The following is a 20,338-nucleotide window of genomic DNA, read 5'->3' as shown; positions in this document are numbered from 1 at the left end:
TTGTTTCCGGCAATAAAATCCCGTGCAAACGGTTGCTCACACCCTTATGATTACTCCCCGGCCTAAACGTGCCCATTCGTTTTTTCTCAGCCGGAGCCTTTTTGAATGACAGCCCAACCCCAGCAAATCACGATTCGCCGCCCTGACGATTGGCATATCCATCTGCGCGATGGCGCGATGCTTAATGCAGTTTTGCCTTATACCAGTGCGGTCAATGGTCGTGCGATTGTCATGCCAAACCTGGTTCCACCGGTGACCAGCGTCGATGCCGCCATTGCCTATCGCGAGCGCATTATGGCTGCGCTGCCTGCAGAACACGCTTTTACGCCACTGATGACCTGCTATCTCACTGATTCCTTAGATCCGGATGAAATTGAGCGTGGCTTCCGCAACGGGACTTTTACCGCAGCGAAACTCTATCCCGCGCATGCCACCACCAACTCCAGCCACGGCGTCACCAATATTGACTCCATTGCCAGCGTGCTGGATCGTATGCAGCAGATCGGTATGCCGATGCTGGTACACGGTGAAGTCACGGATTCGCACATCGATATTTTTGACCGTGAAGCACGCTTTATCGAAACCGTGCTGGAACCGCTGCGTCAGCGTTTCCCTGCCCTGAAAGTGGTGATGGAACACATCACCACCAAAGAAGCGGCAGAATATCTGGCTGCGGGCAACGACCTGCTGGGTGCCACCATCACGCCGCAGCATTTGATGTTTAACCGCAATCACATGCTGGTGGGCGGTGTACGTCCTCATCTCTACTGCCTGCCGATTCTGAAACGCAACATTCACCAGGAAGCACTGCGCAGCCTGGTGGCCAGCGGCAATCGTCGCGTATTCCTTGGCACGGACACCGCACCACATCTGCGTCACCTTAAAGAGGCGAGCTGCGGCTGTGCCGGCGTGTTTAACGCCCCGACATCACTGCCTGCCTATGCCACGGTATTCGAAGAGTTGAATGCGCTGGAACATTTCGAAGCGTTCTGTTCAGAAAACGGTCCGAACTTCTACGGCCTGCCGCTAAATGAGGGCACACTGACGCTGGTACGTGAGTCCTGGACAGTGCAGGACACCATCAACGTGGCCGATGACACGCTGGTGCCGTTCCTGGCAGGTGAAACCCTAAACTGGCGTATCAAAGAATAATATTGCACAGCTTGCCTTTGGGATAATTTTACTGTACAAATAACCAGTATATTATCCCGGAGGCTTTTATGCGTGTTGAAATTACCGTAGCGAAAACTCAGCCCCTTCCCGCAGGTGCACTGGATGCACTCAGTGCCGAACTTACCCGTCGTATTTCCCGTGATTTTCCCGATGACGATCACCATGTCAAAGTCCGTTATGCGGGTGGCAATCAATTGAGTGTATTTGGTGGCTGTAAAGCGTCACGCGAACGCATTAGCGATATTTTACAAGAAACGTGGGAAAGCGCAGACGACTGGTTTATTACTGATTAACTGCCACTGTGCCGTTTTTGCCGGGTTTCGCCACCCGGTTTTTTTGTTTTAATTTCCCTCTCGCCAGATAAAGTCGCTGCATCTAGACTCATGTTTAACGATCCCCTATCCTTGCCTCGTCATGCTTACGGGAGGTGTTTTACATGACTACTGAAAAACCAGAAGAGGCGATGACCTTCGGTGAATTGCTGGCATTAATTGCTGAACAGCAGCGACGTTTAACGGTGCTGGAAAATGCCTTTGCCAGTTTGACGTTCTGCCTCGACGATCGCGCCAGTCAGTTACTGGTGCATAATCTGTCGCTCGAAGCGCAAAATCAGAACCACGACGCACAGTTACAGCAGCACTTTACTCGGTTGGCTGAAGAGATTCAGCGGCGTAATGGCCAGCTGCCTCCAGAAGCGCAGGCCTGAAACTGGCCTTTTTTTACTTGTCGCTGAAGCGTAAAGTTTTCCCCTAACGCCGCCGATAACTAAGGTGTAGCCACTGTCACGATTATCGAATAAAGGCCCGAAGCAGCGGGCACTTTATTATTCGACAAAAGTCGCATTCTGAACGCATTTATTATCGTTCTCTTTTTAATCGCCACACGTTTTAACTATTGTACCGCCTGTTTCATGTTATAATTGTTCCGCTAGTGCAAGAAAAGCCGCATTGAACCTCAAGAAGCACTTCGTTTAACGAGTAATAAGGAGGTTATAATGGACAGAAATAAAGACGTCATTCAGACTCATCCGCTGGTTGGATGGGACATCAGTACCGTAGACAGTTATGACGCCATGATGATCCGCCTGCACTCGCTATCATCGCAGGATCAGAAAGAAGAAGAAGCTGACGTGGGACCCACCTACTGGCTGACTACCGACGTAGCCAGACAGTTCATCTCGATACTCGAAGCTGGCATTGCAAAGATTGAGTCCACAGAGCAATACCTACGCGATAATCAAAAGCACTAATTTCTTACTTCGCGTGAAAGGGCACCCAATAGGGTGCCTTTTTCATGGGCACGATTTTTTTGCTATGCTGTTGAAAAATTTCGTCGTTTGGCAGGAGTGATGTGGTTATGGTTTATGATCTGATTGTGGTGGGCAGCGGATCGGTGGGAGCCGCCGCCGGTTTTTACGCAACCCAGGCAGGCTTATCGGTATTGATGATTGATAGTGCCCATCCTCCGCACAGCCAGGGCACACACCACGGTGAAACACGCCTGATCCGCCATGCCTATGGCGAAGGTGAACGCTATGTCCCGCTGGTGCTGCGCGCACAAACCTTGTGGGATGAGCTGGAACGTCAGAGCGGTGAACGCATTATGCATCGAAGCGGCATCCTCAATCTGGCCCCCCTCACTTCCTCATTTATCCAAAATGTCATCGACAGCGCCAAAACCTATCAACTGGAAGTAAAAATCCTGCAGGCAGACGAAGTGCGCAAGCGCTGGCCGCAGATCTCTGTGCCCGACGGCTACATTGGGGTATTCGAACCTCACTCCGGCTTCCTGAAATGTGAGCAGGCGGTTCGTAGCTGGATACAGCTGGCTGAACAGGCGGGCTGCGCACAACTGTTTAATTGCCCGGTGAGTGAGATCGCACGCGATGGTGACTTGCAGCAAGTCACTACCCGCGACGGCGTGTTTCGCGCGCGTAAATTATTGGTCAGTGCCGGAACCTGGGTGAGTGAGCTGGTAAAAGATTTGCCAGTACAACCGGTGCGTAAAGTCTTTGCCTGGTATCAGGCAGATGGACGTTATAGCGAGAACAACCAATTTCCTGGCTTCACGGTGGAGATGCCTGATGGCAGTCACTTTTATGGCTTCCCTGCCGACAACAATGCATTAAAAGTGGGACGTCACGATGGCGGGCAGCTGATGCAGAAACCCGAAGATCGTAAACCTTTCGGCAGTATCGCTGCAGACGGCAGCGAAGCCTTCAGTTTCCTGCGTCAGTTCTTACCAGGGGTTGGCGTTTGCTTACACGGTGAGGCCTGCAGTTATGACAACACATCTGATGAAGACTTTATTATAGATACCCTTCCAGGCGAGCCAAATCGATTAATTATTACCGGCTTGAGTGGACACGGATTTAAATTTGCCAGCGTATTAGGTGAACTTGCCAGTGAATTTGCCCAGGATAAGCCCTTCTCCTTTGACCTGAAGCCGTTTTCACTTTCGCGCTTTGCTTAACGTTGTCTCGCTGGCGCCTCAGGCGCCAGCGTTATATTGACGCAAGCTTACATTAATAGTTCTTTCCTGACATTTTAGCGTTAAGATTGCCGCATTAGGTGTAGCAATATTCAATTCAATTTTATTTCCCCGCCACCTATACAGCCATCGTCAATATTTCTGACGCAGACATCGATATAAACGCACAATTTCCGAATGTCTTTTTAAATTTTATAGAAAGGTAAGCTTAATTGCTTTCATATTTCAAAGTATGGATGCTTATTACCACCTATTTCCAGATATAGATTCACTTTTATGTGGCGTAACTCCAGACAACATTTCGGGCTAATGACCATTATGTTGCATTGGCTGATGGCGCTGGTCATTTACGGCATGTTTGCGCTGGGTCTGTGGATGGTCGGATTGGGATATTACGATGGCTGGTATCACAGCGCCCCGGAAATCCACAAAGGCATTGGCATGCTCCTATTTGCCACATTACTGCTGCGCCTTGGCTGGCGTGTTATTTCTCCCCCACCCGCACTCTTACCACACTATTCTCCCTTAATTCGCCGCTCCGCCAGCCTGGCTCACGGGCTGTTGTATGGCTTGTTGTTGCTGCTACTGGTAAGCGGCTACCTGATATCGACCGCCGATGGCAAAGCTATCTCTGTGTTCGGATGGTTCGAAGTGCCCGCCCTGTTAAGTGGAGCAGGTGAACAGGCTGATTTGGCTGGCGATCTGCATTTGTGGCTGGCCTGGGGATTAGTGCTGTTTTCCGCGCTGCATGGGCTGGCGGCATTAAAACACCATTTTATTGATCGAGACGTCACATTGAAAAGGATGCTGGGTTACCGCATCCCGTTAACCTCTGAACAGGAGAAGTAAAATGCTCAAGAAGACGCTACTGACACTGAGTGCCGCCAGTCTGTTAGGCCCCAGTTTGCTGGCCAGCGCAGCAGACTATAAATTTGATAAAGAAGGCCAGCACGCCTTCGTACAGTTCCGTATTCAGCACCTGGGTTATAGCTGGTTATACGGCACGTTTAAGGATTTTGACGGGACTTTCAGCTTTGACGAAGCTAACCCTGCGAGCGATAAGGTTAGCGTCACGCTGAACACCGCCAGCCTCGACACTAACCATGCCGAACGCGACAAGCATATTCGCAGTGCCGATTTTCTTAACACTGCCAAATTCCCACAAGCCACCTTTGCCTCAACCGCAGTGAAAAAAGAGGGCAAAGAGTACAAGATCACGGGTGACCTGACGCTCAACGGCGTGACAAAGCCGATCACGCTGGACGCCCGACTGCTGGGCGAAGGTAAAGATCCCTGGGGTGGCTATCGTGCCGGCTTTGAAGCTCACGGTGAAATTGTGTTGAAGGAATTCAATATCACTAAAGATCTTGGACCGGCATCGCAGAAAGCAGAGCTGATTATTTCTGTGGAAGGTGTGCGGCAGTAAGGCAGAGCCAGCCTGAGATCATGTGACTTCAGGCTGGATGTCGTTTACTTTTTCTCTGGCGCGGGGATCGCCATCGTCATATTGAGTAAACCACGCGACTTGTTGAACACTTTATTACCGTTTTCACGGCCTGCGCGGCGTGAACGCTGCTCTTCCGGTGTTAATGTCGCCTCTTCCATGCACAGCGGGCTGCAGCAGTTGTGGTATTTCTCCGCACAGCTCGGGCACTGAATGAACAGCAGATGGCATCCGTCATTGACGCAGTTAGTGTGACTATCGCACGGCACGCCGCACTGGTGGCAACTCGAGAGAATATCGTCAGAAATACGTTCGCCCATACGTTCATCAAACACAAAGTTTTTACCTTTGAAACGGACAGGCAAACCCTGCTCACGCGCACGGCGGGTATATTCAATGATGCCGCCTTCAATGTGGTAAACATCATTGAAGCCTTTGTGTTTCATCCACGCACTGGCTTTTTCGCAGCGGATCCCGCCGGTACAGTACATGACAATCTTTTTGTCTTTATGCTCCTGCAGCATATCCACGGCCATCGGCAGCTGATCGCGGAAGGTGTCGGCCGGGACTTCCATCGCCTGATCGAAGTGGCCCACTTCGAATTCGTAGTGATTACGCATGTCGACAAACACCGCATCGGGATCATCCAGCATCGCATTGACGTCTGCGGCTTTTAAATAGGCACCGACATCGCTGGCATCAAAGCTTTCATCTTCAATGCCATCGGCCACAATGCGCTCACGAACTTTCAGGCGCAGTACCCAGAAAGATTTGCCATCATCGTCCAGCGCAATGTTCATTCGCAGGTTATTTAACGCCGGGTCAAACGCATACAGTGCAGTTTTCATGGCTTCGTACTGGCTGGCAGGAACGCTGATTTGCGCGTTGATCCCCTCTTTTGCCACGTAGACGCGTCCAAAAACCTTGAGCTTTGTTAGCGCAATGTAGAGGGCATCACGGAAGACTTTCGGGTCGGCAATCTGGAAGTACTTGTAAAAAGAGACTGTGGTACGCGGCTCGTTTTCAGCCAGCATACGTTCTTTCAGCTCTTTATTGGAAACAAGGTTATGTAACACTGGCATGGTGTTCGATCCTGTTAGCAATCAGAGAAATTTAGCGCGCACATGATACCTGAATTCCGCTCGATGCAAAGCCCCTGGTCAGATAATCCTGAATGGCGTGATTACCGACGCAATTCTCCGCCGCAGTTGTAGATTAATGCGCAATCTGACTGCCTTACACCCGCCTGCAGGCTATGCTTGATTTCCGTCAGCACGAAAAAATGGCATAATCACGACAAATAACAGAAACCGGACTCTCTGGCACAAGACGCAGGATACTGACATTTCCATGACTCAACTTCCCCAATTTTCCCGTGAACTTCTTCACCCGCGTTACTGGCTGACCTGGATAGGTATCGGCTTTCTTTATCTGCTGGTGTTACTTCCTTACCCGGTGCTGCATACGATTGGCTGTGGCCTGGGCCGCATTGCCATGCGCTTCTTAAAACGTCGTGTGGAAGTCGCGCAACGTAACCTGGAACTCTGTTTTCCGGATATGCCTACCAGCGAACGTGAAGCCATGGTGAAGCACAACTTTGAATCGGTTGGCATGGGGCTGATTGAAACCGGTATGGCGTGGTTCTGGCCTGACTGGCGTATTCAAAAATGGGTGGCCACTTCCGGGCTCGAACATGTCAGCCATGCGCTGGCGGAAAAACGCGGCATTTTATTGATTGGCATGCATTTCCTGACGCTGGAGCTGGGTGCTCGCGTGTTTGGCATGCACAATCCCGGCATTGGCGTTTACCGCCCGAATGACAATAAACTCATCGACTGGCTGCAGACCTGGGGACGCATGCGCTCAAATAAGAGCATGCTGGATCGTAAAGATCTTAAGGGCATGATTCGCGCCATGAAGAACAATGACATCATCTGGTACGCCCCCGATCATGATTATGGCCCGCGCAGCAGCGTGTTTGCCCCGTTTTTTGCCGTGCAGGATGCGGCAACCACCACTGGCACGCATATGTTGATTCGATTGGGCAATCCCAGCGTGATCCCGTTTCTCGCCCGCCGCCTGCCCAACGGACGCGGTTATGAGCTTAAAATGATGCCTGACATTCGCCATAAGTTCTCGCTCGAGAATGAACTCGATACCGCTGTCGTGATGAATAAAGTGGTTGAAGAAACCGTTCTGTTGGCACCAGAGCAGTACATGTGGTTGCACCGCCGTTTTAAAACCCGCCCTGAAGGTCAACCATCGCTGTATTAATGTGATGTGGAGCACAGTCTGTGCTCCATGCTTTCCTGAAGAAATTTGCGTTATTTCACGACGATAGTCTGTCAATTTAGTCAAACCGGACCAGCCTGAATTCAGGCTGATGGCATTGTTCGGTCCAGCTTTAACTTAATCCATGGAGCAGAATAACCTGTAGAAATGCAGAATATTAATCTTTGTTAACGAAATGTAAACACTAAAGTGCGCATCTCTTTGAATTCTCATCCAGCAGCATCAAAAAGCTTCATCAATTGAAACAGGTGGTCACGGATCTAATTTTCACGCATTCCAGGCCTATTCCTATTTAATATTGCTGAATGCTTTTGCTCCGCTTATCAATCCAGTAAAATTAACTTAAATAACAAGGTATTGTCTTAGTCCACCCCCTTTATATTCTGTTTCTACAAAAGAAGAGCTATGCTTATTCCTTTCTGGAATTTGTTAGCGAAATCGATTCCAGTTAATTTCAACCGTGACAGTTAGCCAAATAACTGCCCTTCTAAAATATAAAAAGATTACACACAGCAAATATATCGCAGGAACCTATAATATGAATAAAGGCATCTATTACTACGTGACAATCAGTACTGATCAAGAGGGATACCACCTCTTGCATCGGAAAGAGTGTAAACGTCTACCCGTTAAGGAGGATATGGTTTTTATCGGTACGCTCTATAATTTAAATCAGGCTTTATCAACCGCTCGTATTAATTTTAAAAAGGTGAAACCCTGTATTAAATGCTGCATTCGTTACTCTGCTCCTATTATTCGCGAGTCAGTACGTCCTGTACTGCATTTCCCGCAAAAGATGATCTAAACGGTTTGGGCGGTTGAATTGCATTCATCCGCCCGCCGTTATTCTATGCCTGCCCTGCACACTTCCATTTTTCGTCTATTCTTCTGTGAAATCCCTTTCAATAGACATGGAGTTCATTATGAGCTTGTACAGCACGCTTGAAGAAGCTATCGACGCCGCACGCGAGGAGTTTCTCGCCAGCCAGACGGATGTGCACGAAGACGATGCCAGCGTGAACCAGTTCTCGCTACAAAAGTACGTGATGCAGGATGGTGACATCATGTGGCAGGCAGAGTTCTTTGACGGTGAAGATGAGCAAGGTGAATGCCTGCCGATCTGCAGCGGCGAAGCAGCCCAGGCGATATTTGACGGCGATTTCGACGAGGTGGAACTGCGTCAGGAGTGGCAGTCGGAAAACACCCTGCACGAGTGGGATGAAGGGGAATTCCAGCTGGAGCCACCACGCGATCTCGAAGAGGGTGAAGCTGCGGCAGAGGAATGGGAAGATGACGATAGCCCATCGGATAAATGGGCGTAAGCGTTACTCGTAAGGGCCGTGGCTGGCATCGACGGGCAGCAACAGCGTATCCATCACCAGCGAGAGTGGCAGATCAAGGATGGTCAGCACGCGCCATGGCCCGTCACGCACATCCCATTGCACACCGGGATAATACTGGCTGCCATGTCCCTGTCCCGGGATGGTTCGGCTGATAATACTGCCGCAGCCGCTCAACACGAGTGTGGTGGCACACAATAGGGTTAATTTAAGGAAATAATTCACAACATTTACTCACAATGAACTGGCGTTAGTTTAACCGGGTCACGGGTGGAATAACTACACCTGCGCGCGTAAAGATTGTGTTAGTCGGAATGTTGGCAAAAAAAAAGCGGCATCGCTGCCGCTTTTAGGTTTTCGAGGTTAGCGCTGTGGAAGCGCCTCAGGATTGAGTGTCAATTTCTGATAACTCTCCACCCATTGATGATATTTCTCTGCACTTTCCCACAGGCGTGAGTGCACGCGCGCCAGCACTACTGGGTCACTGATGAGCTGCAAACGTTGCTCGCGGTTCAGTTTCTCAGGCGCATCGCTCAGTGCCTGATCGACACGGCGGTCGCGTGCATGATCCAGCAACGCACTCTGTTTGTGACGCGACGTGGCCATTGCGGTTGCCAGTGCATTGAATGCCGGGTTGAACAAGGCATGCATAAATCCATTCTTCAACGCCCGCTCGCGGTTCAACTGCAGGTAGTGATCGGTATCAACCAGCTCTTTTGGTGGTTCATACTCTTCCGGGATCAGGAACAGCTTCGCATTCTTACTCTTCTGTCCCACCGTTGCACGGCTCGACATCACCGACACAAACGGCGATAGAATCAGTGAGAACACAATCGGCGCCAGCCACCATAAGAAGTTCAGATCGAGCACACCCATACCGGCCGCCCAAACGATACCTAACAGCATCTGAGAACCATGACGACGGAAAGCTTCGCCCCATGGTGTGGCATCGTCATCTCGCTGCGGTGAGTTCCACACCACTTCCCAGCCGAGGAACGCGCTGACCACGAATACCGTGTGGAACAGCATACGCACCGGTGCCAGCAACACCGAGAACAGCATTTCCAGAATCAGCGAGCAGAACAGGCGAATGGCACCACCGTACGGTTTGGCACCTTTGAACCAGATCAACACCACACTGAGCAGCTTCGGCAGGAACAGCAGCACCAAGGTAGTGGAGAACAGCGCAATCGCCAAATCAGGACGCCACTGCGGCCACACCGGGAACAGCTGGCGCGGTTGCAGGAAGTAGGTCGGTTCCATCAGCGTATGCACCACCTGCAATGCAGTGGACAAGGCGAGGAACATAAACCACAACGGCGCTGACAGATAAGACATCACACCGGTCAGGAACACCGCACGGTGAACCGGGTGCATGCCTTTCACCAGGAACAGTCGGAAATTCATCAGGTTACCGTGGCACCAGCGACGGTCACGCTTCAGTTCATCCAGCAGGTTCGGCGGCAGTTCCTCGTAAGAGCCCGGCAGATCATAGGCGATCCACACCCCCCAACCGGCACGGCGCATCAGCGCGGCTTCAACGAAGTCATGTGACAGAATTGAACCGGCAAAAGAACCTTCACCAGGCAGCGGTGCTAACGCACAGTGCTCGATGAACGGCTGAACACGGATGATGGCGTTATGGCCCCAGTAGTGCGATTCGCCCAACTGCCAGAAGTGCAGACCGGCGGTAAACAGCGGGCCATAGACGCGGGTCGCGAACTGCTGACAACGCGCATACAGCGTGTCCATGCCTGACGCTTTTGGCGACGACTGGATAATACCGGCGTTCGGATTGGCTTCCATCATGCGCACCAGTCCGGTGAGACACTCACCGCTCATCACGCTGTCAGCATCCAGCACCACCATGTAGCTGTAATTGCTGCCCCAGCGACGGCAGAAGTCATCGATGTTACCGCTTTTACGCTTCACACGACGACGGCGACGGCGATAGAAAATCTTGCCTGCGCCTCCGACATCACGCACCAGCTCCATCCAGGCTTTCTGCTCAGCGATGGCGATATCGGCATCGTAGCTGTCGCTCAGGATATAGACATCGAAGTGCTCGGCATTACCTGTGCGCTGCACCGATTCCCAGGTGGCACGCAGACCGGCGAATACGCGTTCAACGTCTTCGTTACAGATCGGCATGATCAGCGCAGTACGATGCTCCGGATTGAGCGGCTCATCACCCGTGGTCGAATACGAAATGCTGTATTTGTCGCGACCCATCATCAACTGCAGGAAGCCCATCAACGCGGTCCAGAAACCAGCGGACACCCAGCAGAACAGAATGGCAAACAGGAACAATATCCCGGTTTGCAAAATGTAAGGCAGGATCAGCTCTACCGACTGCAGCCAGTTCTGGTTAAACAACTCGATAGGATCGAGCAGCGTCCAGCCCTGATATGGCAGAATGGTTTTCATGTACCAGGTCGCCACTACCGTCTGTAAAATCGTCAGAATCAGCAGGACATAACGGCGCATAGAACCGACATGACGCCACTTATCTTCGGTCTTTTGCTCTTCCGCTGTGGCATAACGCGGCGTGGATTTTTTCCCACGCACAGAATCCCATGCACGCGCGATCGGGTTGGTGCGCCAGATCTCAGGGAACATCAGCGAGCGCTTCACTTTAGGCATCGCCTTCAGCGTGGTGCGGTCGAGATAATCCTTACTGAGTTGTTGACCCTCGGCCAGTGAATCCGGCCAGGCCATCTGTACGCGTGATGACACCGATTTTAGCGGCGCATCATCCGGGCGATCGCTGGCGGCAACATCTTGCCCCAGCGCCGTATGAATAGCGTGGAACGCCTGTGCATTCTGTAACGAATCACTCAGACGAGCACGCCCCGCCGCATCAAGCGGCAGGGCCTCCACGTAAGATTGAGGTAAAAAAGTCGATTTATTCATTGGCAGGTAGCTGATAGCTCCAGGTTTCCGTCAATGTCTTGTCGCCGCTCACCAGCGCCGCACGCATTTCGGTCGGCTGCTTGTTATCTTTCACGCGCAGACGCAATACCAAACGCCAGCCTTTGGTCACCGGGTTGTAGCGTACACTCTGCTCAACCACGTCGGCATTGTTGCCTACACTGACCTGAGGCGCGACCTGAGTATTGTCCGGCAGTTTGCTCATCGCTTTACCGACGAAGTCGATGGTAAAGGCAATTGAGCCATCCGGCTGACGTACCAGGTTAGACTGCTTCACATCACCCGCAGAACGCAGCGTGTTTTTCACCCATGCCACATCATCCTGATGCAGTTGGTTTTCATCACGCGTGAAGTGCAGACGATATTGGAAATTCATCTCTTTGCCCGGCTCTGGCAATTTCTCAGGCGTCCAGAAAGCCACGATGTTGTCGTTGGTTTCATCCGCTGTCGGGATTTCGACCAGTTCGACACGGCCTTTACCCCAGTCACCCTGTGGCTCAACCCAACCGCTTGGACGCAGATCGTAGCGATCGTCGAGATCCTGGTAATGGCTGAAATCACGGCCACGCTGCAGCAATCCGAACCCTTTCGGATTTTCGATGGTAAAGGTGCTCACCGCCAGGTGTTTCGGGTTGTTCAGCGGACGCCAAATCCACTCACCGTTGCCCGCGTGAATGGACAGCCCATTCGAGTCATGTAACTCGTTACGGAAATTGGTCACCGGTGAAGGCTGGTTAGCACCAAACAGGAACATGCTGGTCAGTGGTGCCACGCCCAGTTTGCCGACGTTGTCACGCAGGTAAACCTTAGACTGCACATCCACCGTCGACTCTTTGCCCGGTTTGATAATGAAGCGATAAGCACCGGACGCACGTGGCGAATCCAGCAGTGCATAGATCACCAGCTGCTTGTCCTGAGGTTTTGGACGTTCAATCCAGAACTCTTTAAAGCGCGGGAACTCTTCACCTGATGGCAGTGCAGTATCAATCGCTAAGCCGCGCGCTGAAAGACCATACACCTGACCTTCGCCAATCACGCGGAAATAGCTGGCGCCCAGGAAACTGGTGATTTCGTCGTCTTTACCCTTTTTGTTTAGAGGATACAGTACTTTGAATCCGGCAAACCCGAGGTTCTTGACGGAATCAGCATCGTGTTTCACGTTGCCGAAGTTGAAATAGTCAGGGTTATATTTGATTTCACGTACTGATGAGGCGGTGACTTCATTAATTTTCACCGGCGTATCGAAATACATGCCCTGATGGTAAAACTCGAGCTTAAACGGCGTGCGCAGTTTGCCCCAGTATGCTTTGTCGTGGTTAAACTGGATCTGCTGATAATCCGCAAATTTCATATCACGAAACTGAGAGGGTAAATTGCTCTTCGGCGCTTCGTAACCTTTCCCTGCCAGCGCCTTGGCTTGTTTTGCCACATCATCAATGTTGAACGCCCAGCTATTGTTGGCGTACAACGCCAGCAGAACTGCCGCGCCTACCCAGCGCATTTTTACCAGTCCCACTTTTTTATTCACTTTATTTAGCACATCCCCCCCTTTCGTGTGCTCAGATCAAACCCATTTATCTTAAAGGATTATTCGGTTTTCCGACAGCTTATGCACAAGATTGTTCCGCTGATTTGTAAGCTGAAAGTGTGCTTTTCGGATAATTAAACCCTTCAGGTTAAGATACAGAATCACCTGATAGTATACGCTGTTTACAGGCGGTAGAATTTTCATCCAGCATAATCCGGTTTCAGGGTGAAACCGGCAAGTAAACTGACAAATTGGAAGCTTATGAGTTCAGCAAAACCCGAACGCGAATATTTTCTCGACTCCATTCGAGCGTACTTAATGTTATTAGGCGTGCCCTTTCACGTCTCGTTGATTTACTCCACACAGCGCTGGGCCGTGAATAGCCACGATGCCTCGATGTGGTTAACCGTTTTGAATGACTTCATCCACGCCTTCCGCATGCAGGTGTTCTTTGTTATTTCTGGTTATTTTTCCTACATGCTTTACCTGCGCTACCAGCCACAACACTGGCTGAAGGTCCGCATGGAGCGTGTAGGTATCCCGCTGTTAACCGCCATTCCGCTCATTACCCTGCCGCAGTTTTTTATGCTAAAAAATCTGACCGACAAAGTGGGTCATTGGGATAGCTTTTCTTTATATGACAAGTACAACACGCTGGCGTGGGAACTGATTTCTCATCTGTGGTTTTTACTGGTTTTAGTGATTCTGACGGCATTCGGCATGCTGACCTTCCGCTGGCTGCGCAGCCAGAAACGGAAAATTGATTATCAGCAGGTTGGCTGGGGGAAACTGACGCTGGCGTTTTTGGCTTATGCATTGATCTGGTGCCTGTTCCGCCGCGTGCTGTTTTATGCCGTGCCTAATGTGTTCGCCGATGGTCTGTTTAGCGTGGCCGTGATGCAAACCCTGACGTTCCTGCCGTTCTTTATGCTCGGTGCACTGGCATGGAAACATCAGGCGCTGAAAGCCTTGTTTGTGCGCTTCAATCCGGTGATGTGCTTTGGCGCCATTGCGGTGTTTATCGCCTATAGCCTGAATCAACGCTACAGCAGCGGCGATGGCTGGCTGTATGAAATCGATGAGGTGATCTCAACCTTGATGGGACTTTGTATGCTGAATGTCTGCTTTAGCTTTGGCCACAAGCTGCTAAACAGCCACTCACCGCGCATCATGTATTTAGTGAATGCCTCACTGTTTATCTATCTGGTGCACCATCCGCTGACCATTCTGTATGGCATTTACGTCACCCCACACATTAGCAGCAATACGCTGGGCTTTTTTGTGGGCTTGCTGATGGTGTTTGGGATTGCTTTTACGCTGTACGAAATCCATCTGCGCATTCCGCTGTTGCGTTTCCTGTTCTCCGGTAAACCACAACGTCAAACGCCGCAAAAGGCGTAAAGCGTGCACTGTCGCGGCGTGAGTTAGTGCGTCGCGACAGTGAATCAGGATAAATTGCGGCTACAGTAACCACTCCACCGGTAAGCGCCACACCAATCGCACCAGCAGTCGTTGTATCCAGGTACACTGCGGCTCATGCTTGTGCACCACCTCACCTGCTTCACCGGGATACTCAACCCAGTTCACCCGCCCCCAGTTGTCCAGACGCAGTGTCCAGGCGCGATCGCGCATCCCGGCAATAAAGCGCTGATGGGTTTGCTGCGCCAGGGCTTCACTCTCAATCACCAGCCCCATTTCAGTGTTAAGCACCGCAGAGCGGGGATCAAAATTGAATGAGCCGATAAACACTTTCCGGTTATCGACGGTGAACGTTTTGGCATGCAAGCTAGAACCGGAATTACCGGTTAACCCGCGGTCATGCGGGGCGTCACTGGCGTTGGCTTGCGGCTTCGTCTCATACAGCGCAATACCATGACGCAGCAACTTCTTGCGCCAGCGCGCATAACCTGCGTGTACCACAGACACATCATTGGCCGCCAGTGAATTGGTGAGTATGGCGATTTTGACACCCCGCCGCTTCAGTGCGACCAGATGAGCCACGCCGGCACGCGTGGGCACAAAATACGCCGAGATGATATCGAACTGCTGTTGCGGTGTGCCAATCACCTCCAGCATGCGTTGCGGCAACAGGCTGGAACGTTTCGCTTTGCCAAGTCCCTTGCGTGGATCATCACTCAACAGGCGCGATTCTGCCCACGTCATCTGCATTGATCCCTGTTCCATTTGGCTGACAAAAGAAGAGTGCTCCAGCCGCGCCAGATAACGCTGAACGGCTTCACTCTGCTGCCACTCTGCCGGTAAACGCACAGCCTGATGGGCATCGCCCGAGACATCTACTACCGCGCGCAAGGGTGAAACCGCTTTACTGTGCCAGTAGCGCTCGAAATCGTGCGCGACTTGATGTACCACCGGGCCAATCGCCAGCACGTCCAAATCGGTAAACAGCGGCTCATCGCCAGTCCCGAAATATTCGTCGCCGATATTGCGCCCACCGACCAGTGTCACGGCCCCATCCACCGTCAGGCTCTTATTGTGCATGCGTCGATTAAGTCGGGCGAAATCAGTCAGGTAACCGAGCGCGCGCAGGGTGCGAAAGGAAAAGGGATTGAATAAGCGCACCGCAATATTGGGATGGCGATCGAGTTCGGCCAGCGTGTCATCCAGGCCCGGCGTATTATTGTCATCTAATAGCAAGCGAACGTTGACGCCACGTTCGGCGGCATCCAGCAACGCGCTAAACAACAGACGGCCAGACATGTCGTTGTGCCAGATGTAGTACTGCACATCAATAGTGTGTTGCGCCATGCCCATCAGCAGATAGCGCGCGGCAAAAGCGTCCAAACCATCGTTAAGGGGATGAATGCCACTCATCCCAGGATGCAGCGCACAACGTGCATCAACAATCTCTCGTAACCCTTCGCCCGCTGGCGGTTGCTGAACGGATGCTGCTTCACTCATACCGAATCCCTGAATTCACTGGATCTATTATTGTTGGTCTTACCGCATCGGATGGCCATCAGAGATATCTGCTACCGCTCGCTGACGCGTCTTTAGTTTACAGTCTAGACTTAGGCGTGCGTTCTGCATCCGACGTTTACCGTGAGGAGAGGATGATGACTCAGCAATCCCCGCGCCATCACCCGCAGCTTTTCCGCAGTTTCTTCCAGGGTAGCTTCCCCTGCTCCACCGCCTGCCGCAGCGGGGGCCGTCGTATGGATATGGTGATCAGTAGTGGTCACGATATGTTACTGGAGAAAGATTACGCTGCGCTGGCGCAGGAAGGATTACACACTGCCCGCGACGGTGCACGCTGGCATTTAATCGAAGCCACGCCTGGTGAATATGACTGGCGCAGCTTTTTACCGATGGTCCATGCCGCCGCACGTCACGATATGCAGATCATCTGGGAATTAGCCCATTTTGGCTACCCGGAACACCTTGATATCTGGCGTAGCGCCTTTGTCGATCATTTTGAGCGTTTCGCACGTGCCATGGCGCAGTTGATGCGTGATGAAGGCGTTGAACACCCTTTTTTCACCCCAATCAACCAAATCTCGTTCTGGTCGTGGGCCGGGGCAGATGTTTCCTGGCTTGATCCCTATGCCAGCGAGCGCGGCCGCGAGCTAAAACGTCAGCTGGTACGCGCCTCGCTGGCGGCGATGCATGCGGTTCGCGAGGTTTATCCTGATGCGCGCTTTGTACTCACCGATCCGCTGGTGCAAATCGCTGCCGACCCCGACAACCCCGACAGTAAGCCCTATGCAGATGCCCAGCATCAGTCCCAGTTTGAAGCCTGGGACTGGATTGCCGGGCGCGATGCGCCGGAGCTGGGCGGACGTGAAGACTTCCTCGATATTCTCGGCCTGAATTACTATCCCGATAATCACTGGTTCTTTTCCGGCGACACCATCCCCGCTGAACACGCGACTTATCAACCGCTGCATCGCCTGATGCTGCAATGCTGGCAACGCTATCAACGTCCATTATTGCTGGCAGAAACCGGTGCGGAAGGCGACGCGCGCGCGCCCTGGCTGCGGCATGTCACGGAAGAGGCGCTGTTAGCCCTGGACGAAGGGGTGGCGCTGGAAGGCATTTCGCTCTATCCGGTAGTCGAATATCCGGCCTGGGCAGACGATCGACGTTCACCTGGCGCGCTGTTTGGCCTGGGCGATCCCAATGGCAATCGCACGCTACACGAAGCCCTGGCGTTAGAGCTACGTAGTCAGCAAATTAAGTGGCACAACCGGGAAAAGTAGGATTAAGAGTGTTGCGTCGGATGAACTTTTGGTGGACAGGTTTGTACATCAAGCGTGGGATCGGCGGGATGGCGCACATCGGTCAGCCATGTCATGGTGAACAGGAACACCACGCCGATTAAACAGGCGGAGAGCAGGCCAATTATGGCGATCAGTTTGTCATCTCGGGCTTCCATCGACATCTCCTTGCAGGCTTCCATGAACTGTTGCTGACCTTAGCTCATCCATAACGTCACCATCAGGACGAAGATTATAAGGGTAACAGAGGTCACTGCAAGTACCACAATAGCGAAGTGCGCATCATCCAGAGATTGTCGTAAAGGCTCGTCGTGATCGTCAGGTGGCGCGGGTGAACTCATGTCGACTCAATAACAAAAACTTTTGTGCGCGGGATTGCCGCACTGAGTGTAATGGAATGCGTGGCAAGGTACAGAATTATTTCAGTATGAAATGACAACAGGGACGCAATGGCGTCCCTGTTAAGAGCCGGATTAGAAATCGTAGCTCATGGAGACTTTCAAGGTGCGAGGGTCGCCCTGCACCAGATAGGTGCCAGTACCATCGACGTTGGCCCAGTATTTCTCATTGGTCACGTTATCCACACCCACGCGCCAGACCAGATCGTTCTGGCTGACCTTCATGCGGTAACGCACACCCAAATCGAGCGTGGTATAGCTACCCAGTTTCAACGTATTGGCTGAGTTAGCATACTGCGAACCGGAGTGATTCAGCATGGCTGTCGCGGTTAAACCATCAACAGGCTTGATGTCGTACTCAGCACCCAGCACATAGTTGTAACGAGGCACACCGATAGCCTGTTTGCCATCATAGGTGCCGCCGGAGGTTTTCGTCATCACTGGATCGATCCAGGTCGCACTGGCATTTAAGCGCAGACCCAGAACCGGCTCACCAAAGACGTTGGCTTCCAGCCCACGGTGACGCTGCTCGCCATCCATCACATAAGCGCCGTCGCTGTTTAACAGGCCTGATGGTTTCTTGATTTCAAAAAGACCTAACGATCCGCCCATACGACCGAAGTCGGTTTTCACCCCGATTTCGTTTTGCTTGGAGTGTGCAACACCCGTTACGCTGCCATAGTTAGTCGCGGTGTTAGGTGCCACGCTGCCTGGCTGTAACGCTTCGGTGTGGTTCGCGTAGAAGGACACCTGTTTCCACGGCTTATAAACCACGCCGTAAGTTGGCATCCAGCGATCATTGGTATAACGAGAACTGACATCTTCCGCGCCTGTTCCGTAAGCATAATTACGCACCACCACTTTCTGATGACGCGCACCCACGGTGAACAGCAGCGTATCGTCAAACACGCCTAATGTGTCACTCAGCAGATAACCTTGCGTACGTGTTCGGGCTGTCGTCAGCGGATCTGAGAATTTACCACCGGCGAAGGTCGCTGCCGGCTCTGCAACATCACCGCTGTTGTAAATGTTGAACGGCGTGCCGACCAGCGACATGTTGTAGGCGTTTTTGGCATTGGTGGTTAATGCTGAATAGCCCACATTGACTTTATGACTGACGAAACCGGTGTGGAAATCACCGCGCAGACCCACCATACCGCTCATGTTGTCCTGAATGCGGTTGGAGTAGAAGCTGCTGATAGTGCCATCACCATTAGTGTCGGTAACCGTTGGCGAACCATAGTTACCGGTTTCGTGGGCGTGCTGCGCACCCAGTCCGGCATAGGCCGTCCAGCTATCGGTGATATCGTATTCCGCTTTCGCCATTCCGAATTCGGATTCCATATCGCTATACACCCATTTCTGGCTGTAGTTATGCGAATTGGAGGGAACTTCTGGAATGAAGTCGCCGAATTTCACGCCTTGCAGCGCATCATGATAGGTCTTTTTCTGATAGCCCACGTCCAGTGAGGTGCGCAGACGATCGCCACGATAATCCAGGCCCAATGATGCTGCCGTGGTGCGTTTCTTTTCGCCATCGACGCCAGTCTCACCTTCGCGATGAACTGCATTGAAACGTACGCCAAACTGGTTGTTATCACCGAAACGACGACCCACGTCCAGCGTTCCGCCGACCTGAGAAGAAGAGGTGTAATCCACGCCAACGCGGGTAATCGGCGTATCTTCCGCGTGCTTCGGCTCAAGGTTGATCATGCCACCGACGCCAGATGACGCCGCGCCGTTAACCAGGCTGTTAGCGCCTTTGAAAATTTCGACGCGATCAATCAGGGAAGCGTCCATCACCTGACGCGGCACCACGCCTGCCAGACCACCGAAGGTCATGTCGTCGCCATCCAATTCAAAGCCACGGATGCGATAAGCCTCGGCAAAGTTACCGTAGCCTTTAACATTTTGAACGCCTGCGTCATTACGCACCACGTCAGCGATGGTTTTCGCCTGCTGATCCTGAATCATTTTCGAGGTGAAGCCGATGACGTTAAACGGCACGTCCATGGCATTCTGCTCACCCAGCATGCCGAGGCGGCCGCCGTGGGCGATTTGCCCGTCGAGGTACGCGGGTACTAAATCATTGCCGCCGGATTTGAAGTCAGCTTGTGGCGTCGCGGTTACGGTCAGCGTCTGCTGCTCGTTTTTGGCCGCGGTTGAAGACGTTGTGGTGTTGGTGGTAGCAGCCATCACTGGCAAACAACCGGCACTGACCAGAACAGCAAGCAGCGTCGGTTTCAGTCCGGGATTGAAAGGCGAAGTACGCATGGATATCCCCTGATACGAAATATATTGATAATCATTTTTATTACGGTTTGCGATTATGCGGAGTGTTATTACGAAAGCAAGCAAAATCGCTGAACTTCCTCAACTCAGCGTGGTCAGATGCGCTTATTTGTTAAGAAAACGAAAACACCCTGCGCTAATTGCCCTGACCACTGTAATTTCACTCAGAAAATGTGGGGATTTAAGGCCGGTAAAAATAAGAGTACCGCGGCTTC

At 52.0% G+C, this 20,338-nt stretch carries 19 protein-coding genes; 12 read left to right on the top strand and 7 right to left on the bottom strand.

Annotated elements, in window-relative coordinates; all coding sequences use genetic code 11:
* Nucleotides 1-105 precede the first annotated feature (105 nt).
* The 7 genes from pyrC to AC6I8L_RS07410 all read left to right on the top strand — a co-directional run bounded on the left by pyrC (nt 106) and on the right by AC6I8L_RS07410 (nt 5,089).
* On the top strand, nt 106-1,152 hold the full coding sequence (pyrC, locus tag AC6I8L_RS07440) for a dihydroorotase (RefSeq protein ID WP_058959599.1): 1,047 nt from the start codon (nt 106-108) through the stop codon (nt 1,150-1,152).
* A 68-nt stretch (nt 1,153-1,220) separates the two neighbouring features.
* Entirely contained in the window at nt 1,221-1,466 is a 246-nt protein-coding gene (gene dinI / locus AC6I8L_RS07435) for a DNA damage-inducible protein I (RefSeq protein WP_034820137.1), read from the top strand.
* Between the two features lie 143 nt (nt 1,467-1,609).
* Nucleotides 1,610-1,879 carry a hypothetical protein gene (locus AC6I8L_RS07430; RefSeq protein ID WP_034820140.1) on the top strand — a complete coding sequence of 90 codons (270 nt, stop codon included), beginning with the start codon at nt 1,610-1,612 and terminating at the stop codon, nt 1,877-1,879.
* A gap of 288 nt (nt 1,880-2,167) precedes the next feature.
* Nucleotides 2,168-2,422: a biofilm formation regulator BssS gene (bssS, locus tag AC6I8L_RS07425; RefSeq protein WP_013508627.1), complete on the top strand. Its 255-nt coding sequence runs from the start codon at nt 2,168-2,170 to the stop codon at nt 2,420-2,422.
* Nucleotides 2,423-2,529: 107 nt separating this feature from the next.
* The gene (solA, locus tag AC6I8L_RS07420) at nt 2,530-3,645 is read left to right on the top strand and encodes an N-methyl-L-tryptophan oxidase (protein ID WP_058959600.1); all 1,116 of its coding nucleotides are present in this window, start codon (nt 2,530-2,532) and stop codon (nt 3,643-3,645) included.
* 294 nt (nt 3,646-3,939) lie between these two features.
* Nucleotides 3,940-4,512, top strand: coding sequence for a cytochrome b (locus tag AC6I8L_RS07415; protein ID WP_058959601.1), 573 nt, complete (start codon nt 3,940-3,942; stop codon nt 4,510-4,512).
* A 1-nt stretch (nt 4,513) separates the two neighbouring features.
* Nucleotides 4,514-5,089 carry a YceI family protein gene (locus AC6I8L_RS07410; protein ID WP_058959602.1) on the top strand — a complete coding sequence of 192 codons (576 nt, stop codon included), beginning with the start codon at nt 4,514-4,516 and terminating at the stop codon, nt 5,087-5,089.
* Between the two features lie 44 nt (nt 5,090-5,133).
* Here the strand turns inward: AC6I8L_RS07410 and trhO are convergent, their stop codons facing one another.
* Entirely contained in the window at nt 5,134-6,189 is a 1,056-nt protein-coding gene (gene trhO / locus AC6I8L_RS07405; RefSeq protein ID WP_058959603.1) for an oxygen-dependent tRNA uridine(34) hydroxylase TrhO, read from the bottom strand.
* Nucleotides 6,190-6,457: 268 nt separating this feature from the next.
* Here trhO and AC6I8L_RS07400 point away from each other — a divergent pair, with 268 nt between their 5' ends.
* The 3 genes from AC6I8L_RS07400 (at nt 6,458) to AC6I8L_RS07390 (ending at nt 8,721) form a co-directional block, all read left to right on the top strand.
* Entirely contained in the window at nt 6,458-7,381 is a 924-nt protein-coding gene (locus tag AC6I8L_RS07400; RefSeq protein ID WP_058959604.1) for a Kdo(2)-lipid IV(A) acyltransferase, read from the top strand.
* Nucleotides 7,382-7,937: 556 nt separating this feature from the next.
* Nucleotides 7,938-8,204: a hypothetical protein gene (locus tag AC6I8L_RS07395; RefSeq protein ID WP_034820172.1), complete on the top strand. Its 267-nt coding sequence runs from the start codon at nt 7,938-7,940 to the stop codon at nt 8,202-8,204.
* 118 nt (nt 8,205-8,322) lie between these two features.
* On the top strand, nt 8,323-8,721 hold the full coding sequence (locus tag AC6I8L_RS07390) for a MysB family protein (RefSeq protein ID WP_058959605.1): 399 nt from the start codon (nt 8,323-8,325) through the stop codon (nt 8,719-8,721).
* A 3-nt stretch (nt 8,722-8,724) separates the two neighbouring features.
* On the opposite strand, the gene AC6I8L_RS07385 is transcribed toward AC6I8L_RS07390, so the two are convergent.
* From AC6I8L_RS07385 to AC6I8L_RS07375, 3 genes are all read right to left on the bottom strand, one after another.
* Nucleotides 8,725-8,964 carry a YceK/YidQ family lipoprotein gene (locus AC6I8L_RS07385; RefSeq protein ID WP_058959606.1) on the bottom strand — a complete coding sequence of 80 codons (240 nt, stop codon included), beginning with the start codon at nt 8,962-8,964 and terminating at the stop codon, nt 8,725-8,727.
* A gap of 138 nt (nt 8,965-9,102) precedes the next feature.
* Nucleotides 9,103-11,652 carry a glucans biosynthesis glucosyltransferase MdoH gene (mdoH, locus tag AC6I8L_RS07380; RefSeq protein WP_058959607.1) on the bottom strand — a complete coding sequence of 850 codons (2,550 nt, stop codon included), beginning with the start codon at nt 11,650-11,652 and terminating at the stop codon, nt 9,103-9,105.
* Nucleotides 11,645-13,180 (bottom strand): glucan biosynthesis protein G, encoded by a 1,536-nt coding sequence (locus AC6I8L_RS07375; RefSeq protein WP_182058499.1) that lies wholly within the window; start codon nt 13,178-13,180, stop codon nt 11,645-11,647. Before AC6I8L_RS07375 ends, mdoH begins: the two co-directional genes overlap by 8 nt.
* A gap of 279 nt (nt 13,181-13,459) precedes the next feature.
* Here AC6I8L_RS07375 and mdoC point away from each other — a divergent pair, with 279 nt between their 5' ends.
* The gene (mdoC, locus tag AC6I8L_RS07370) at nt 13,460-14,599 is read left to right on the top strand and encodes a glucans biosynthesis protein MdoC (protein WP_058959608.1); all 1,140 of its coding nucleotides are present in this window, start codon (nt 13,460-13,462) and stop codon (nt 14,597-14,599) included.
* 60 nt (nt 14,600-14,659) lie between these two features.
* On the opposite strand, the gene AC6I8L_RS07365 is transcribed toward mdoC, so the two are convergent.
* Complete coding sequence (locus AC6I8L_RS07365) at nt 14,660-16,117, bottom strand: phospholipase D-like domain-containing protein (RefSeq protein ID WP_058959609.1); 1,458 nt, start codon at nt 16,115-16,117, stop codon at nt 14,660-14,662.
* 155 nt (nt 16,118-16,272) lie between these two features.
* Between AC6I8L_RS07365 and AC6I8L_RS07360 the strand changes: the two genes are divergently transcribed.
* Nucleotides 16,273-17,415 (top strand): glycoside hydrolase family protein, encoded by a 1,143-nt coding sequence (locus AC6I8L_RS07360; RefSeq protein ID WP_058959610.1) that lies wholly within the window; start codon nt 16,273-16,275, stop codon nt 17,413-17,415.
* A 2-nt stretch (nt 17,416-17,417) separates the two neighbouring features.
* Here AC6I8L_RS07360 and AC6I8L_RS07355 read toward each other — a convergent pair whose 3' ends face one another.
* Together AC6I8L_RS07355 and AC6I8L_RS07350 are read right to left on the bottom strand one after the other, a co-directional pair.
* The gene (locus tag AC6I8L_RS07355; RefSeq protein WP_166931874.1) at nt 17,418-17,591 is read right to left on the bottom strand and encodes a hypothetical protein; all 174 of its coding nucleotides are present in this window, start codon (nt 17,589-17,591) and stop codon (nt 17,418-17,420) included.
* A 315-nt stretch (nt 17,592-17,906) separates the two neighbouring features.
* A complete protein-coding gene (locus tag AC6I8L_RS07350; protein ID WP_058959611.1) occupies nt 17,907-20,105 on the bottom strand; it encodes a TonB-dependent receptor in 2,199 nt (732 codons plus the stop codon).
* Nucleotides 20,106-20,338 lie beyond the last annotated feature (233 nt).

It is taken from the genome of Type-E symbiont of Plautia stali, from assembly GCF_059731115.1.
The sequence above is the reverse complement of the archived record's forward strand: the minus strand, read 5'-3'. Positions and strand labels throughout refer to the sequence as shown.

Bases quoted from the DNA above. Each gene is read 5' to 3' on its own strand.
- solA (WP_058959600.1), top strand. From the start codon at position 2,530: ATGGTTTATGATCTGATTGTGGTGGGCAGCGGATCGGTGGGAGCCGCC.
- AC6I8L_RS07410 (WP_058959602.1), top strand. From the start codon at position 4,514: ATGCTCAAGAAGACGCTACTGACACTGAGTGCCGCCAGTCTGTTAGGC.
- trhO (WP_058959603.1), bottom strand. From the start codon at position 6,189: ATGCCAGTGTTACATAACCTTGTTTCCAATAAAGAGCTGAAAGAACGT.
- AC6I8L_RS07355 (WP_166931874.1), bottom strand. From the start codon at position 17,591: ATGGAAGCCCGAGATGACAAACTGATCGCCATAATTGGCCTGCTCTCC.
- AC6I8L_RS07430 (WP_034820140.1), top strand. From the start codon at position 1,610: ATGACTACTGAAAAACCAGAAGAGGCGATGACCTTCGGTGAATTGCTG.
- dinI (WP_034820137.1), top strand. From the start codon at position 1,221: ATGCGTGTTGAAATTACCGTAGCGAAAACTCAGCCCCTTCCCGCAGGT.
- AC6I8L_RS07400 (WP_058959604.1), top strand. From the start codon at position 6,458: ATGACTCAACTTCCCCAATTTTCCCGTGAACTTCTTCACCCGCGTTAC.
- mdoC (WP_058959608.1), top strand. From the start codon at position 13,460: ATGAGTTCAGCAAAACCCGAACGCGAATATTTTCTCGACTCCATTCGA.
- AC6I8L_RS07390 (WP_058959605.1), top strand. From the start codon at position 8,323: ATGAGCTTGTACAGCACGCTTGAAGAAGCTATCGACGCCGCACGCGAG.
- AC6I8L_RS07350 (WP_058959611.1), bottom strand. From the start codon at position 20,105: ATGCGTACTTCGCCTTTCAATCCCGGACTGAAACCGACGCTGCTTGCT.
- bssS (WP_013508627.1), top strand. From the start codon at position 2,168: ATGGACAGAAATAAAGACGTCATTCAGACTCATCCGCTGGTTGGATGG.
- mdoH (WP_058959607.1), bottom strand. From the start codon at position 11,652: ATGAATAAATCGACTTTTTTACCTCAATCTTACGTGGAGGCCCTGCCG.
- pyrC (WP_058959599.1), top strand. From the start codon at position 106: ATGACAGCCCAACCCCAGCAAATCACGATTCGCCGCCCTGACGATTGG.
- AC6I8L_RS07415 (WP_058959601.1), top strand. From the start codon at position 3,940: ATGTGGCGTAACTCCAGACAACATTTCGGGCTAATGACCATTATGTTG.
- AC6I8L_RS07360 (WP_058959610.1), top strand. From the start codon at position 16,273: ATGACTCAGCAATCCCCGCGCCATCACCCGCAGCTTTTCCGCAGTTTC.
- AC6I8L_RS07365 (WP_058959609.1), bottom strand. From the start codon at position 16,117: ATGAGTGAAGCAGCATCCGTTCAGCAACCGCCAGCGGGCGAAGGGTTA.
- AC6I8L_RS07395 (WP_034820172.1), top strand. From the start codon at position 7,938: ATGAATAAAGGCATCTATTACTACGTGACAATCAGTACTGATCAAGAG.